The organism is Paenalcaligenes sp. GW821-LYS-B07-1 (assembly GCF_058803365.1).
The window spans coordinates 2101238-2113757 of sequence record NZ_CM179516.1; the positions used below are offsets into that span (position 1 = coordinate 2101238).

Annotated in this window: 19 protein-coding genes and 1 tRNA gene; 6 read left to right on the top strand and 14 right to left on the bottom strand. The window is 48.1% G+C overall.

Translation table 11 applies throughout. The annotated features are described in order from the left end of the window. Window position 1: 1 nt before the first annotated feature. On the bottom strand, window positions 2–664 hold the full coding sequence (clpP, locus tag AC3QL0_RS09985) for an ATP-dependent Clp endopeptidase proteolytic subunit ClpP (protein ID WP_493008346.1): 663 nt from the start codon (window positions 662–664) through the stop codon (window positions 2–4). 4 nt (window positions 665–668) lie between these two features. After that, entirely contained in the window at window positions 669–1976 is a 1308-nt protein-coding gene (gene tig / locus AC3QL0_RS09990) for a trigger factor (RefSeq protein WP_493008347.1), read from the bottom strand. 283 nt (window positions 1977–2259) lie between these two features. On the opposite strand from tig, the gene AC3QL0_RS09995 reads away from it, so the two are divergent. Then, a tRNA-Leu gene (locus AC3QL0_RS09995) sits at window positions 2260–2344 on the top strand. Window positions 2345–2446: 102 nt separating this feature from the next. Here the strand turns inward: AC3QL0_RS09995 and AC3QL0_RS10000 are convergent. The 4 genes from AC3QL0_RS10000 to AC3QL0_RS10015 all read right to left on the bottom strand — a co-directional run bounded on the left by AC3QL0_RS10000 (window position 2447) and on the right by AC3QL0_RS10015 (window position 5040). Beyond that, on the bottom strand, window positions 2447–3007 hold the full coding sequence (locus tag AC3QL0_RS10000; protein ID WP_493008348.1) for a hypothetical protein: 561 nt from the start codon (window positions 3005–3007) through the stop codon (window positions 2447–2449). 324 nt (window positions 3008–3331) lie between these two features. After that, the gene (locus tag AC3QL0_RS10005; RefSeq protein ID WP_493008349.1) at window positions 3332–3586 is read right to left on the bottom strand and encodes a hypothetical protein; all 255 of its coding nucleotides are present in this window, start codon (window positions 3584–3586) and stop codon (window positions 3332–3334) included. A 399-nt stretch (window positions 3587–3985) separates the two neighbouring features. Then, on the bottom strand, window positions 3986–4678 hold the full coding sequence (locus tag AC3QL0_RS10010) for a YjjG family noncanonical pyrimidine nucleotidase (RefSeq protein ID WP_493008350.1): 693 nt from the start codon (window positions 4676–4678) through the stop codon (window positions 3986–3988). A 149-nt stretch (window positions 4679–4827) separates the two neighbouring features. Continuing rightward, on the bottom strand, window positions 4828–5040 hold the full coding sequence (locus AC3QL0_RS10015) for a cold-shock protein (protein WP_493008351.1): 213 nt from the start codon (window positions 5038–5040) through the stop codon (window positions 4828–4830). A gap of 230 nt (window positions 5041–5270) precedes the next feature. Here AC3QL0_RS10015 and AC3QL0_RS10020 point away from each other — a divergent pair, with 230 nt between their 5' ends. Continuing rightward, window positions 5271–5774 (top strand): MaoC/PaaZ C-terminal domain-containing protein, encoded by a 504-nt coding sequence (locus AC3QL0_RS10020; RefSeq protein WP_493008352.1) that lies wholly within the window; start codon window positions 5271–5273, stop codon window positions 5772–5774. Window positions 5775–5850: 76 nt separating this feature from the next. On the opposite strand, the gene AC3QL0_RS10025 is transcribed toward AC3QL0_RS10020, so the two are convergent. Then, window positions 5851–6270 carry a GNAT family acetyltransferase gene (locus AC3QL0_RS10025; RefSeq protein ID WP_493008353.1) on the bottom strand — a complete coding sequence of 140 codons (420 nt, stop codon included), beginning with the start codon at window positions 6268–6270 and terminating at the stop codon, window positions 5851–5853. A gap of 121 nt (window positions 6271–6391) precedes the next feature. Continuing rightward, the gene (locus tag AC3QL0_RS10030; protein ID WP_493008354.1) at window positions 6392–7261 is read right to left on the bottom strand and encodes a LysR substrate-binding domain-containing protein; all 870 of its coding nucleotides are present in this window, start codon (window positions 7259–7261) and stop codon (window positions 6392–6394) included. A 100-nt stretch (window positions 7262–7361) separates the two neighbouring features. On the opposite strand from AC3QL0_RS10030, the gene AC3QL0_RS10035 reads away from it, so the two are divergent. Next, complete coding sequence (locus AC3QL0_RS10035) at window positions 7362–8297, top strand: AEC family transporter (protein WP_493008355.1); 936 nt, start codon at window positions 7362–7364, stop codon at window positions 8295–8297. Window positions 8298–8364: 67 nt separating this feature from the next. Then, on the top strand, window positions 8365–8829 hold the full coding sequence (locus AC3QL0_RS10040; RefSeq protein WP_493008356.1) for a GNAT family N-acetyltransferase: 465 nt from the start codon (window positions 8365–8367) through the stop codon (window positions 8827–8829). A gap of 51 nt (window positions 8830–8880) precedes the next feature. On the opposite strand, the gene AC3QL0_RS10045 is transcribed toward AC3QL0_RS10040, so the two are convergent. From AC3QL0_RS10045 to AC3QL0_RS10055, 3 genes are all read right to left on the bottom strand, one after another. Further along, window positions 8881–9147: a hypothetical protein gene (locus AC3QL0_RS10045; protein WP_493008357.1), complete on the bottom strand. Its 267-nt coding sequence runs from the start codon at window positions 9145–9147 to the stop codon at window positions 8881–8883. 105 nt (window positions 9148–9252) lie between these two features. Then, the gene (locus AC3QL0_RS10050) at window positions 9253–9675 is read right to left on the bottom strand and encodes a GNAT family N-acetyltransferase (RefSeq protein WP_493008358.1); all 423 of its coding nucleotides are present in this window, start codon (window positions 9673–9675) and stop codon (window positions 9253–9255) included. Between the two features lie 143 nt (window positions 9676–9818). Beyond that, the gene (locus AC3QL0_RS10055) at window positions 9819–10040 is read right to left on the bottom strand and encodes a hypothetical protein (protein WP_493008359.1); all 222 of its coding nucleotides are present in this window, start codon (window positions 10038–10040) and stop codon (window positions 9819–9821) included. Window positions 10041–10480: 440 nt separating this feature from the next. Here AC3QL0_RS10055 and AC3QL0_RS10060 point away from each other — a divergent pair, with 440 nt between their 5' ends. Together AC3QL0_RS10060 and AC3QL0_RS10065 are read left to right on the top strand one after the other, a co-directional pair. Next, window positions 10481–10936 carry a GFA family protein gene (locus tag AC3QL0_RS10060; RefSeq protein WP_493008360.1) on the top strand — a complete coding sequence of 152 codons (456 nt, stop codon included), beginning with the start codon at window positions 10481–10483 and terminating at the stop codon, window positions 10934–10936. A gap of 9 nt (window positions 10937–10945) precedes the next feature. Further along, window positions 10946–11194 carry a hypothetical protein gene (locus tag AC3QL0_RS10065; RefSeq protein WP_493008361.1) on the top strand — a complete coding sequence of 83 codons (249 nt, stop codon included), beginning with the start codon at window positions 10946–10948 and terminating at the stop codon, window positions 11192–11194. A 21-nt stretch (window positions 11195–11215) separates the two neighbouring features. Here the strand turns inward: AC3QL0_RS10065 and AC3QL0_RS10070 are convergent, their stop codons facing one another. Genes AC3QL0_RS10070 through AC3QL0_RS10080 form a run of 3 tightly spaced genes read right to left on the bottom strand, consistent with a single transcriptional unit; the run spans window position 11216 to window position 12358 of the window. Further along, a complete protein-coding gene (locus AC3QL0_RS10070; RefSeq protein ID WP_493008362.1) occupies window positions 11216–11716 on the bottom strand; it encodes a DUF2514 family protein in 501 nt (166 codons plus the stop codon). Continuing rightward, entirely contained in the window at window positions 11695–12153 is a 459-nt protein-coding gene (locus tag AC3QL0_RS10075) for a lysozyme (protein WP_493008363.1), read from the bottom strand. The genes AC3QL0_RS10070 and AC3QL0_RS10075 overlap by 22 nt, the downstream gene beginning before the upstream one ends. Further along, a complete protein-coding gene (locus AC3QL0_RS10080) occupies window positions 12137–12358 on the bottom strand; it encodes a hypothetical protein (RefSeq protein WP_493008364.1) in 222 nt (73 codons plus the stop codon). The genes AC3QL0_RS10075 and AC3QL0_RS10080 overlap by 17 nt, the downstream gene beginning before the upstream one ends. Window positions 12359–12520: the final 162 nt, after the last annotated feature.

The window sequence follows — 12520 nt, forward strand, 5'->3', positions numbered from 1 at the left end:
ATTAAGCCGTTTCGTCTGAACGGTGCGTAAAGACTTGATCAATCAGACCATAGTTTTTCGCTTCAGCAGCAGACATGAAACGATCACGCTCAGTATCCAGCGCAACTTGCTCAATGGTCTGGCCAGTATTTTTAGCCAGAATACCATTCAAACTATCACGCAGACTCAGGATCTCTTGCGCATGGATTTGAATATCCGATGCTTGACCCTGCGCACCGCCTGAAGGCTGATGAATCATGATGCGGGAATTAGGCAAGGCAAAGCGCTTGCCCTTTTCCCCCGCCGACAACAGGAAAGCACCCATGCTGGCTGCCATCCCAGTGCACAGCGTTGAAACCTGAGGTTTCACGAACTGCATGGTGTCATAAATGCCCATCCCTGCGTACACACCGCCACCAGGCGAGTTGATGTACAAAGAGATGTCTTTGTCTGGGTTTTCCGACTCCAAGAACAGCAGTTGCGCCACAATCAGGTTAGCGGACTGGTCATTAACCGGCCCAACCAAAAACACCAAGCGCTCACGCAACAAGCGTGAGTAGATATCGTAAGAACGCTCACCGCGACCAGACTGCTCTACAACCATAGGAATGTAGCCCAAACCGGACGGTGTTACTGAGTGCCCCCCATGCATCGAAGCATAGAAGTCGATAAAACTAGACGACATTTAGTTAGTTCCCCATGATTTCGTTGAATGGCACGCCCTCTTCTGTAACTTTAGCGTTAGAAAGTACGTGTTCAACCACGTTATCTTCCAGCACCACAGCTTCAATTTCGGCACGGCGTTGACGATCTGACAGGTAGTATGTCACAACCTGAGCAGGTTGTTCGTAGTTCTGTGCAAACTCTTCAATACGTGCGCGGACTTGCTCTGGTTTAGCTTGCAGTTCAGCAGCTTTAACCAATTCGGACAGCAACAGACCCAAACGTACACGACGCTCGGCTTCTTCTTTGAAGCTATCTTCAGGGATTGGGAAGTTCTCAGCATTAGGCAAACCACGTGCTTTCAACTCTTCACGAGTTGCAGCGATACGGTTTTGCACTTCTGCATCGATCAGTGCTTTAGGCAGTTCGAATGTAGAGGCACCAGCCAAGGCATCCATTACGCTTGCTTTGGTGCGAGCTTGCACGCGAGCTTTAACTTCACGCTCAACGTTGCTACGGATGTCAGCTTTCAGCGCTTCTACATCACCTTCGGCTTGACCCAGCATTTTTGCAAAGTCAGCGTTCAGTTCTGGCAGAACAGCTTCAGCAACTTCAGTTACTTTGATTTCGAATTGAGCTGTTTTACCAGCAACTTCTGTGCCACCGTAATCGGCTGGGAATGCCAGCGGGAAGGTTTTCTCTTCACCGGCTTTCATGCCTTGCACAGCTGTTTCGAACTCAGGCAACATACGGCCTTCGCCCAACACGAAGGAGAAACCTTCGGCGGTACCACCCTCAAAAGCCACGTCATCGATCGTGCCTTTGAAATCCAATGTAATACGATCGCCGTCTTGAGCAGCGCGATCTTCGCGAGCTTCAAACTGGGCGCGTTGTTTACGCAGGATATCGATAGTTGTTTGGATTTCTTCGTCGCCAACGTCTGCTGTGCTACGAGTGATTTCCAGTGCGGACAGATCAGGCACAGCCACTTCTGGGTACACTTCGAAAGTGGCGCTAAACGCCATAGTACCTTCAGCAGGCTCACCTTCTTTAGGTTCGATGCTAGGTGTACCAGCAACACGTACGTCTGCAGCTTTCAGAGCCGCATCCATCGCTTTACCTAATTCAGCATTGATCACATCGTAACGGACGCTAGGACCGTGGCTGCGCTCAATCATGGCTAGTGGTGCTTTACCGGGGCGGAAGCCCTGAATTTTTGCGGTACGCGCCACACGTTTAAGTTGTGCCTGGACTTCTTTTTCGACATCGGCCACAGAAACGACCAGATCGACACGGCGCTCCAAACCGGACAGAATTTCAACCTCGGGCTGCATTAGAGACCTATTTGAGTGAGTTAGTGAATGAAAATAATCGGTTATTTTACCGCAAAAGCCGCCATCAATAACCGGCCAACCCTCTATTCAATAGCAAGCATAGTACCTATGTCTAGCAATTTTTTAGGGTAAATCGAGTGATTGTACGCATAGAGAGCCATGCATACAATCTCCGGCCCTCCCCTTTACCCAGCATTTTTACTTACTTTTACTAGGTGTAGAGGCTAATGCAAAATAGCTTGCAAAAATTTTAAAGTCGCTCTATACTTCAATGCTTGTCTGTGCGAACGTGGCGGAATTGGTAGACGCACCAGGTTTAGGTTCTGGCGCCGAGAGGTGTGGGAGTTCGAGTCTCCCCGTTCGCACCAACAGATTGAAAAAGCATTGATTCTTTGGAGTCAGTGCTTTTTTTATTTCTGCCGTCTATCTGAAGCCCATTTTCCGATAGAAAAGCCACACAGCCCAATACCCTACTTACCGGCAATCGTAATAGTTATCTGGCTCTCAGAAACTGAGTATTCTTCTGCTAACGCACAGATTGCCTCGTTTAGCGTCAAACGTAGTGGTGGCCTATCTACCCACATCCCCTCATACTTTTCCTCGTCCAACATTCGTATGAGCTGGTCTTCACTAGTAAGCATCCTCTGTTGCGATGAAAAGCTGCCAAGCGCTGGTGAGTCTTCACAGCCAACCTCTAGTTTTCTCTTCACCTTATAGTGCAACCAGAGAGACAAGCCCCCGCTATCGCTCTCTTTACATTCAGCTTTAGATCCCAAGAAGATACTTGCCCTCTCCAACTCAGCCACCACTGAATCGCCCTGTTTCGTACTAAAGAACAGGTAACTCATCTCGGTGAACTCCAGTGGATCCAAGGCGGTATTTTGCAAATAACTAGGAAGGTTACGATTCACCTTCAGCTCAACCTCGCCTTCCCACCGTTCCAAATACCCACAGATCTCTGAGGGTTCACATACCACCATCAACCCTTTGAGCCCTTGTTTTCTCGCACCAATCGCCCAATAAAAACCCATGATGAAGCCCTAAAAAACAGCTAATGAATAATAGCTATATGCAACACAAACTCTCCTCTGTCCTTACTTTAAAAATTAGCAGCTTCCACTAGTGGATATGTCATTCTTGCCTACAAAATGTAAAGCTCTAATGCATAAACCATCAACTCCGCTGTAACAGCGCTAACTAGGTAATTAGTTTCCAAGTTCTTTACAACCACGTTACGGATAACAGTCGTATGGACGCAAAAAAACCTGCAAAAGGTAGCAACCTTTGCAGGTTTTGATTATTTCTTTGGCCCAGACCTAGCTGGAGCACCTACAGATATAAAAAAAGCTTGGCATCTAGCCAAGCTCATTTTCACGTACCCAAAACGGCTCTTTAGCCCCCTGCTTGTACTTTCGCAGTACTACCTTATGAATCGCTGCACGATGCTCATGGTAGGTATCCAAACAACTTTCTTCACCAACCCATTTTCCCGCTAACGCTTCCAATGCATTGAGGGACACATTGCCCAACACGCGTTCGCCCACATCTGTCAAAAAAGAAAATGCCACACCTGATGGGTTAATTCTGTACTCAGCAAACTCAATATCCATTTTGTCCTCTTGTAATTATGCCAATAAAAAACCTACGGATTTTTTATCTTGTTACAACGTAGGCGCCCGATACTGCCCGCCCTCTCAAAACGACTTGAACTTCTTTAGTCTGGCACGCGCTGGCCACATACACGTTTGCCCAATCCTTGCGTGCTATCCAGCTAAGTCTAGCAGCATAGCGTGGAAATATTACAGAATATATGCAACCAAACAATTACAGCGACTGTTTAACTAGCCGGTAGAGTGACGTAGATTTCGTCATTTCCCCTTGGGGAACATCACTCACAACACCCCAAAAACACACCTGTCACACCCATCCTCCTCTCAGCACTAACCCCTAGACTGAATCGCGCCCACATTACAACAAACCAATAACATCAGACGGGTAATGAGACGCTCTTACTTCGCCCCCACCAAGGCCACCAGCTCGGTTAAATGCGCAATTTCATAGGTAGGTTTCACCACTGACGTGTTCTGTTTCGTAGCGGGGTTAAACCAGCAACTTGATATAGCAAAGTTATTGCCGCCCAAAATATCCGCATCCAATCTATCACCAATAATCAGCGTAGAATCTTTGCTAAATGTCTTTGCCTGATTCACAGCAAAATCAAACAATCGTGTGTCGGGCTTAGCGTATCCGCATGCCTCCGACGATGCGATGAAGGAAATGTACGGCTGTAGCCCTGCACTCAACACTCGCTGACGCTGCACCTGCTCAAAGCCATTCGTAATCACCCCTACCTCACCTACAGCAGCAAGTGCCTTGCAGACTTCCACTGCGCCATCAATTAAGGCAACATGCTGCGTCAACCCTTGCAAATACAGGTGATTCGCTTCCTCTGCATCAATATCTAAGCCATGCTTTGCAAACGTACGAGCAAAGCGCTCAACTTTGAGCTGATCTCTAGAAACCAGGCCTTGCTCAAACCGCTTCCATAACCCGCTATCAATTTTCAGAAAATCCGCAAACACGGAGTCGGGGGATGCTGCCGCGCCAGACGTGTGTAGCATCTGCTTAAACGACCACTCGTTTGAGACAGCGAAATCAAAGAGTGTATCGTCGAGATCAAAAAGATAAAGGCGGTATTTCATCTAGCGCAATCGTCCGCAAAGTGCAGAAAAGACATAGAACAAATAGAATATAGTGCTTCAATCATCACTCGCAATAAAAAAGCGAGGCCTCAATATAGAAGACCTCGCTATCTTATTTTTCCATACCCACTCTAAGGGCGATAAGCCGTTTACAACAGTGTGATTTTTGTTGCACAAGGCCCTTTTTGACCTTGCCCAACCACATATGACACGCGTTGGTTTTCGCTTAGTGTGCTGTACGACTCATTACTTTGGATTTCGCTCTGATGTGCAAAAAGGTCCTTCCCTCCATTTTCCGGCATGATAAAACCAAAGCCTCTGTCGTTATCGAACCATTTCACAATACCAGTTTCTATTTTCAATGTATTTCCTAAATAGTGAGAGACATTTCCCTAACCCACTATGACAGAAATGCAATACTAAAGATACCCATGACACTGCTTTAAGCAGTAAAGCCACCATCCGGGTTCAGATCGGTATTTTGAGCAACTGCATCCTAAACCCAGCCCCCCCATCTAAGCACGGTTGACGCCAGCTAAAGCTTAAACCTACTATCTACCATATAGTTCACAACTAAACTAAGGGGACAACTGTGCTGGTACCTATAACCAAACCCAAAACTGGTGTATTTCGCTATCTGGAAGACTTCAAGGTTGGTGAGACAATAGAAACAGAGGCGTTTTCGCTGGATCGAGACATGATTGTCTCTTTTGCTGAGCAATACGATCCACAAGATATGCATATAGACGAAGAGCTAGCCAAAAACACTATCTTTGGCGAACTGGTGGGTAGCGGTTGGCAAACGCTGTTGATTACCTTAAAGCTGATTTTGAACTCCAAGCGCTTTGGTGACACCCCGCTGATTGGCGCAGGTTTTAAGGAAGTGCGCTTTCATCACCCCATGTATCCAGGCGATAGCCTGAAAGTGTGCGCCGAAATCATGGACATACGCCCCTCTAAGAACAAGGCCGATCGCGGTTTACTGGATATTCACGTCACCACTAAAACCACCACAGGTACTGTGCTCATTACCCAGACATGGACACTGGCCCTCCCTACTAAAGCCAGCGTCACCGTCTCAGCAGCCAGTCACTAATTTGTTCGCAGCCATACGCCGCACACAAAAAAGCCCGCTGGTTTATTAACCTACGGGCTCTGCATGGGATGGCTGGCTACTCATCCGCAATCAATCTACGCCCCAAACTCACCACATCGTCTGGCGTATAGCCCAGCTCTTTATAGAACTGAATCACCTGTGCATTGCTGCTACGTACCAATAAATTGATTTTTGGGCAGCCTCGTTCTATCAACAATTGCTCGGCTTCACGCATCAATTGCTTGCCATAAGATAGGCGCTGGTAATCAGGATCAACGGCTACGTAATACACCCAGCCACGATGCCCATCAAAGCCTACCATCGCCGTGGCAATCACCTTACCTTGTTCAACCCCCACCAGAAACAGCTCTGACTGAGCCGTCAACTTGCGAGCAATATCCTTACGAGGATCATTCCAAGGGCGCGTTAAGCCACAAGTTTCCCAAAGAGCAATCACCGCCGTTTCATCTGCCGATTGGTAAGAGCGAATATCCATAATATTTCCACAAAAAGAGTACAGCACTAAACACCACACCGTAGCAGCCTAATGCGTCACTCCTATGACGCCGATTCCCAGGCAACGTTGCAAACAAATGTTGGGCTGCACGCCTCCCTCTCTAACCACCCACACACTCCAAAAAACCTCGCAAACACGGGTTCTGGTTGGTAGGTGACCATGCCAACACCTGTTCAATCTGTGGCGCATTATCTAACGGTAGATACCGCAGCCCTGCTACCTGTGCTTTCTGCATAGACGCAGGTACTAACGCAATGCCAACGCCTTCTGCCACCAAACTCAATACTGTTTGCTGCAGCTGCACTTCAAAACGTATGTTGGGATTAAAGCCATTTTTCTGACAGTGCTTCACAATCGCGGCATACAGTGATGAAGCTGCATTTTCTGCGGCCACCACAAACGCCTCATTTTGCAGTTGTGTAATGGCAAGGCTAGACTCTGAAGCCAATGCGTGTGTACTGGCCAGCGCCACACACAACGGCTCAGCAACTACAGTTTGGGTATTCAACCCTTGCTCATCTTCCGATGGTAAGAGCACAGCCGCATCAATATCCCCTCTACGCACCTGCTCCAACAGATTGTTAGAGACCACCTCTCGCAGTTGTAAGGTAACGTCTGGCCAAGCTGCACTAAACAACCTCGTGTAACGCGGAATCACGCTGTAGGCCGCGCACATCGTAAAACCTATAGTCAACACGCCTGCCTCACCGGCGGCAACAGCTCTCGCATTATGAACCGCTTGTTCTAGGGCATTTAAGACATTTTTCGCATCCTGATAAAAGCGCTCTCCAGCTGAGGTAAGCGTGACATTACGCGAATTACGCTCTATCAACTTAACCCCAATACTTTGCTCTAACGCCGTCAACTGTCGGCTAAGCGGTGGTTGCGATATGTGCAGGCGAGCCGCTGCCTGCCCAAAGTGCAGAGTCTCGGCCAACATCACAAAATAGCGTAACGGTTTAACGTCCATAATTAATATAAAAAAGGTATTAATTAGTCAGAAAAATAGCATTGGTAAGCAACAATCTAAATTTCTACACTATACGCTTTAGCAGTCTCATCACCTACTTATGCTCTCCATTCTCGCTATTATTTTGCCCATTTTTGCCCTCATTGCTACAGGATGGTTAGCCCGTAAAGCCGGTGCATTAGGGCCTAGGGCAACAGGAGAGATTAATAATTTTGTGGTCTATCTAGCGCTACCTGCTCTATTGTTTGACATTGTTGCTAACGCTGATTGGCACACTCTGTGGCAACCAGAATTTGTAGCCACTTTTGGGATAGGCACTGCCCTACTGTTTGTCACTGCCTTATGCCTACAGCGGTTACGCGCAAAAAAACTCGCGGATGCCGCTATCGACGCATTAAATGCCTCATATGCCAACACGGGCTTCATGGGCATACCGTTAGCGTTGGCAGTGCTCGGGCCGCCTGCGTTAATCCCTGCATTGATTTCAACCATTCTGACCGTCTGCGTGCTGTTTGCCGTCGCCATTGTGGTCATTGAAGTGGGCTTACAACCCAATCGAAACATCACGCAGATGTTGCTCAATATAGTCAAACAACTCGCCCGCAACCCTTTACTGGTCGCACCTGTTGCCGGTGCTGTGGTGATGCTGTCGGGTATGCACCTTCCCGCCCCCATCAACAGTTTCTTGAAACTTCTGGGGGGTGCAGCATCCCCCTGCGCGCTGATTGCATTAGGGCTATTTCTGGCACAACGTCGCCGCTCTACTGGCACGTTGCAAGGGCTAAGCACCCTAATTGTGCTCAAGCTTGTTATACACCCTGTAGTCGTTTGGCTACTTGCGACGCAACTTTTTGACCTGCCAGAACCACTAGTGCATGCTGCGGTATTGTTAGCAGCCTTGCCCACTGGCACCGGACCATTCATGGTGACCCAGTACTATAAAAGAGATGGCAACCTGACTTCTGCTGCCATCCTAGTGTCTACCGTACTATCACTATTCAGCATCACCGCCTACTTGATACTAACGCGCCTCTAAGCCTGTAACCACTATGGCAACCCCACGTCAGACGCTACACTTTATGTAGATAAATAAAGGAGACCGCATGACTGAACTCATCCACACGCTGTGTTTTAGAACAGCGCACCCTGGCGATTTACCCGCCATTATTACGCTGCTTTCTGACGATCCATTAGGTGCCACTCGCGAAGGAAATGAACACGAAGCCGCCTACCATGCCGCCTTTATGGCCATACAAGCGCAAAGCGGTAACTCGCTGATCGTGGCCGAACATCAAGATCAAGTGATTGGCGTATTACAGCTCACTCTTATTCCTGGCTTATCACGTGGTGGCATGCTCAGAGCCCAAATAGAAAGTGTGCGTGTTAGCAGCCAGCATCGCGGGTTACGTGTGGGTAGAAAACTGTTGGAATATGCGATTGAGCAAGCACGCTCTGCTGGGTGCGGCATGGTGCAATTGACCAGCGATAAGCAACGGGCCGATGCACTGCGTTTTTATGAAGGCTTGGGATTTCAGCCCTCTCACGAAGGCTTCAAACTCATGCTGTAAAACACGTAGGCGTATTATCAACAGACAATGACATAGTCTACTACGCGCCCATTAGTTCATGGTGTACTCTTCTTCGGCCTCAATAATGACCAAATGCTCTTTTTCTATGATTACGGCTTTATTGGTGCGTATTTCAGCACCACGCCCGGTAATCACCACATTACCTTTAGCGTGGAACTCCATCGGCCTTACCATTTCCATTTCGTCAGCCTTAATCTCAATGGCACCTACTTGGGCCGCCAAATGATCTCTGGCCCCCTCTGCTGCAGTCAGCACAGGCCACAAGCCACACAACCCCACAACCACAACTTTCTTCATGCTAGGTCTTTAAGAAGGTCGAGCACATCGCTCACTCTCAATATTTAGCATATAGACATAGCGTTGATGTTAAGCATTGCAAGCAGGTAATACTGTGTATTTTACCTACGTGGCATCTTTGACTAGAAAGACTTCAGCGACTGTTTGTAAGGTTCCGAATTGCACGGCCCCTGCTTCGCTAAAGCCATTTCGTTTATGCCATGCTAAAGGCTCTGGTTCATCGGCTTGGGCTGAGGTCATCAATAACGTCGCTCCGGCATCACGCATTAACACTTCCCAATGCTGAAGCAACGCCACGCCCACACCACGACGCTGATGCTCAGGGCACACCCGAATCATATCCATGAAAGGAATTTTTCCCCAGAATAGGCTATATCGCAAAAAGCCTACTGGCTGTCCTTGCCACTCAGCAATGACATACTCGCTCTGTAACAGACAACGCTGTACCCAAGCGTCGGTTACCTCTGTGTCATGTGCCACCAGCCAATTCTGATGTGCTGTAGTTGCGATGGTCACAACTAACGTCATGTGATCCTTTACGTAAATATGCTTATGGAACCAGAATGCATCATAGCCCCAGCTCACGTAATCACGCTGACTTATTTTTAGAGTAGATTTTTCTCTACGCCGCGATGGTGACCCGCGCCAAGCAGACCACCCGGCTTTACAACTTACGCGTAAGACAGCTGAGCAGCGCGAATTGTGCGTTCCGCGAAGCGTTGTGCTTCCGCCAAAGCATCTTCAATACGACCAAATGCCCCACTAATTGCCATGTGCTCATGTGGAGCAGGGACAATTCTTGTCTCAACCTGACCGTTATCCAGAGTTCTAATCTCTACTTCGTACTTCCACCCCTCAGAGGATCCCTGAGCTACAACTGTCCACTCTTCCATATCATCCCCACGTATTATGTAATAGTCATACAACTCACAATTTGCCAAGTCTACCAGCACAATACGTTATTTTTTCTGTAGAGACGAAACTAAAAGAAACAGCTGTAATGCTTATCTCATAAGGTTTTGGGCAAAAAAAATCCCCGTATTCTCAAATCGAATCGGGGCAATAAATAAGCTGCATTTGTAGAGTTAGACTCTATATTACTATCTAGGTAGACCTTTACTCCTCATTCAACTGATGACTGCTTAATCATCATCTCTACCTTTGTAGAGGAATGGCAGAACAAAGGAAAAAAACACGGCTACCCAGTACACTGGTTTCATAAAATACATAATCATCCCACTTCAAAGAATGCCATTATTATACAAAACACAATGAGTAAAACTGTTAACAATCAATAATTTACACTTTAGTTACATTAACCCTCCATACTACCATGGTCACTCAAAATCAGCCTAAAAAAGACCTATATCAAGCCTCCTGCCACTGCGGCGCAGTTCGTTTCAGTGTAAAACTTAGTGACGGTTTGAATAGCGCCAGACGTTGTAATTGCTCCTACTGCTGCATGCGTGGTGCAGTGGCCGTATCTGCCAACTTAGACGACATTCACGTTCAGCAGGGCAAAGAGGCCTTAACGCTCTACCAATTCAACACCCACGAAGCCAAACACTACTTTTGCTCAACCTGTGGCATCTACACTTTTCATCAGCGACGCTCTAACCCTCATCAATATGGCGTGAATGTGGCTTGCCTAGAAGGTATGAGCCCCTTTGATTTTGCCGAAGTCCCTGTCAATGAAGGTAGGACGCACCCTAACGACAGACCGGCAGGTAGCTCCAATATTGCAGGCTGGTTACGCTACACCGCTAACTCTGACACCACTACCAACTAAGCCGCCCACATGAAAACCACCAGCTTAGCGAATAGTATTAAGTCAGGAACGCTTTCCTCTACGCAGCGATGGCTGGTCGCACTGATTCTGCTGCTGCCTGTCATCAATATATGCATGATTGGTTATTGGTTATATAACGGCCTGAGCCCTGCCACACGCGTAACGTTCTGGAAAAGCTTGCTGTTGCTCGCGGCGACAGGGTTCTTACTGTATATGCTGTTTTTACTGATCGTGGTGGGGATGCATAGGGAGATGTAACGTAGGCATGCTCCCAAGCCGTTACGGTCTAGCACCTATACGTACGCTGTTGTAACTTTGTTCGCACGCTAATCCGGCTGCTCTGCGTTTATCAGCCTCTGCTGCGTAGACTTCCGCCAACTCATCAAGCTCGCTAAGCAACTCGGTGAACATACTGAGGGCGGCATCGGCTGCCTGGCGCTGTATGGAAGCGCTGGCAATCGCGGTGTCTCTACGATAGCGGGTAACATAGTCGTCTGCTGCGCTGCGCACCCGCTCATCAGCAGCACGACGTTCAGTAGCAATAATTTCTTCCATTTGCGCTTGTATTTCACGTTCTCGCCGCTCCATTTCTTCCTGTAATTGATGCTCTACCTTACGAGCATTAGCCTCTGCCTGCCTCACGGCTACTTGATACTCCGTCTGCGCTTGCGTATAACCTGCTTGCTCACGTGCATGCCCGTATATCCCGATGGCTGCCCATAACACCAGCATCAACACAGCCCCTATTGCTATCTGAATCACCCCAGACTTGATAGACATATCTGCATCTCCGCTTGCCTGCGTCGCTCCAAACCGCGCAGCTTTTTACCTCCGGCATAGGTCCAGCGCAATAGCTCCCTACACGCACCAGCCACATCGCCTACCTGCAGTTTTCTAAGCAACGTAGATTGCGTATATGCCCCTGCACCAACGTTATATACAAAACTCGTCAAGGCAATACGAACCCCATCCGGTAAAGACATAGGTACCGAAGCATCTACAACCGTAAGAGCCTTGATGACCTCTTGCTCAGTCCAGGCATCGCACTGCCCAGGCGTGGCGACGTCACCTAACCTCACCCCGTGGGTATTGCCATCACAAATAGTAGGAATGCCGACCGGATCCACATAGGCAATAAGCGATCGCCCCTCCCACGCCGTAATCAGTCCTACTGCTGCCGCCAACACCCCTACCCCCAACTTAGTGTTTAGACTCATCTTTCTTCCTTACCTGCTTGCCACGTCCTTGGAGACATGCCTTGATACGCTGAATAGAGTTATGCAACTCCGGTATTTTGTTCACGATCAAAATCAGCACATACACCATCCACAAGGTCAGTACTATTTCTTCCAAGGTCCAGCCATAAATTAAAAAAGCCGATCCTGTAGTGATCGGCAGATGCATTGCATCGTTGTGCACCATTAATGCGTTCTCCTTTGCGGCCTGAAAATTGCCACCATAAAAAAACCACCCCTAAGGGTGGTTTTTGTCGTTAACACTCATTCCTATAGTTCTGAGGCAATAAAAAACCCCGAGCACTGTATCGGGGTCGGCAACTACCTTGTCTATAAGCATTCTTTTCAT

Coding starts and splice junctions, on each gene's coding strand:
- clpP (WP_493008346.1), bottom strand. CDS start 664: ATGTCGTCTAGTTTTATCGACTTCTATGCTTCGATGCATGGGGGGCAC.
- tig (WP_493008347.1), bottom strand. CDS start 1,976: ATGCAGCCCGAGGTTGAAATTCTGTCCGGTTTGGAGCGCCGTGTCGAT.
- AC3QL0_RS10000 (WP_493008348.1), bottom strand. CDS start 3,007: ATGGGTTTTTATTGGGCGATTGGTGCGAGAAAACAAGGGCTCAAAGGG.
- AC3QL0_RS10005 (WP_493008349.1), bottom strand. CDS start 3,586: ATGGATATTGAGTTTGCTGAGTACAGAATTAACCCATCAGGTGTGGCA.
- AC3QL0_RS10010 (WP_493008350.1), bottom strand. CDS start 4,678: ATGAAATACCGCCTTTATCTTTTTGATCTCGACGATACACTCTTTGAT.
- AC3QL0_RS10025 (WP_493008353.1), bottom strand. CDS start 6,270: ATGGATATTCGCTCTTACCAATCGGCAGATGAAACGGCGGTGATTGCT.
- AC3QL0_RS10030 (WP_493008354.1), bottom strand. CDS start 7,261: ATGGACGTTAAACCGTTACGCTATTTTGTGATGTTGGCCGAGACTCTG.
- AC3QL0_RS10035 (WP_493008355.1), top strand. CDS start 7,362: ATGCTCTCCATTCTCGCTATTATTTTGCCCATTTTTGCCCTCATTGCT.
- AC3QL0_RS10040 (WP_493008356.1), top strand. CDS start 8,365: ATGACTGAACTCATCCACACGCTGTGTTTTAGAACAGCGCACCCTGGC.
- AC3QL0_RS10045 (WP_493008357.1), bottom strand. CDS start 9,147: ATGAAGAAAGTTGTGGTTGTGGGGTTGTGTGGCTTGTGGCCTGTGCTG.
- AC3QL0_RS10050 (WP_493008358.1), bottom strand. CDS start 9,675: ATGACGTTAGTTGTGACCATCGCAACTACAGCACATCAGAATTGGCTG.
- AC3QL0_RS10055 (WP_493008359.1), bottom strand. CDS start 10,040: ATGGAAGAGTGGACAGTTGTAGCTCAGGGATCCTCTGAGGGGTGGAAG.
- AC3QL0_RS10060 (WP_493008360.1), top strand. CDS start 10,481: ATGGTCACTCAAAATCAGCCTAAAAAAGACCTATATCAAGCCTCCTGC.
- AC3QL0_RS10065 (WP_493008361.1), top strand. CDS start 10,946: ATGAAAACCACCAGCTTAGCGAATAGTATTAAGTCAGGAACGCTTTCC.
- AC3QL0_RS10070 (WP_493008362.1), bottom strand. CDS start 11,716: ATGTCTATCAAGTCTGGGGTGATTCAGATAGCAATAGGGGCTGTGTTG.
- AC3QL0_RS10075 (WP_493008363.1), bottom strand. CDS start 12,153: ATGAGTCTAAACACTAAGTTGGGGGTAGGGGTGTTGGCGGCAGCAGTA.
- AC3QL0_RS10080 (WP_493008364.1), bottom strand. CDS start 12,358: ATGGTGCACAACGATGCAATGCATCTGCCGATCACTACAGGATCGGCT.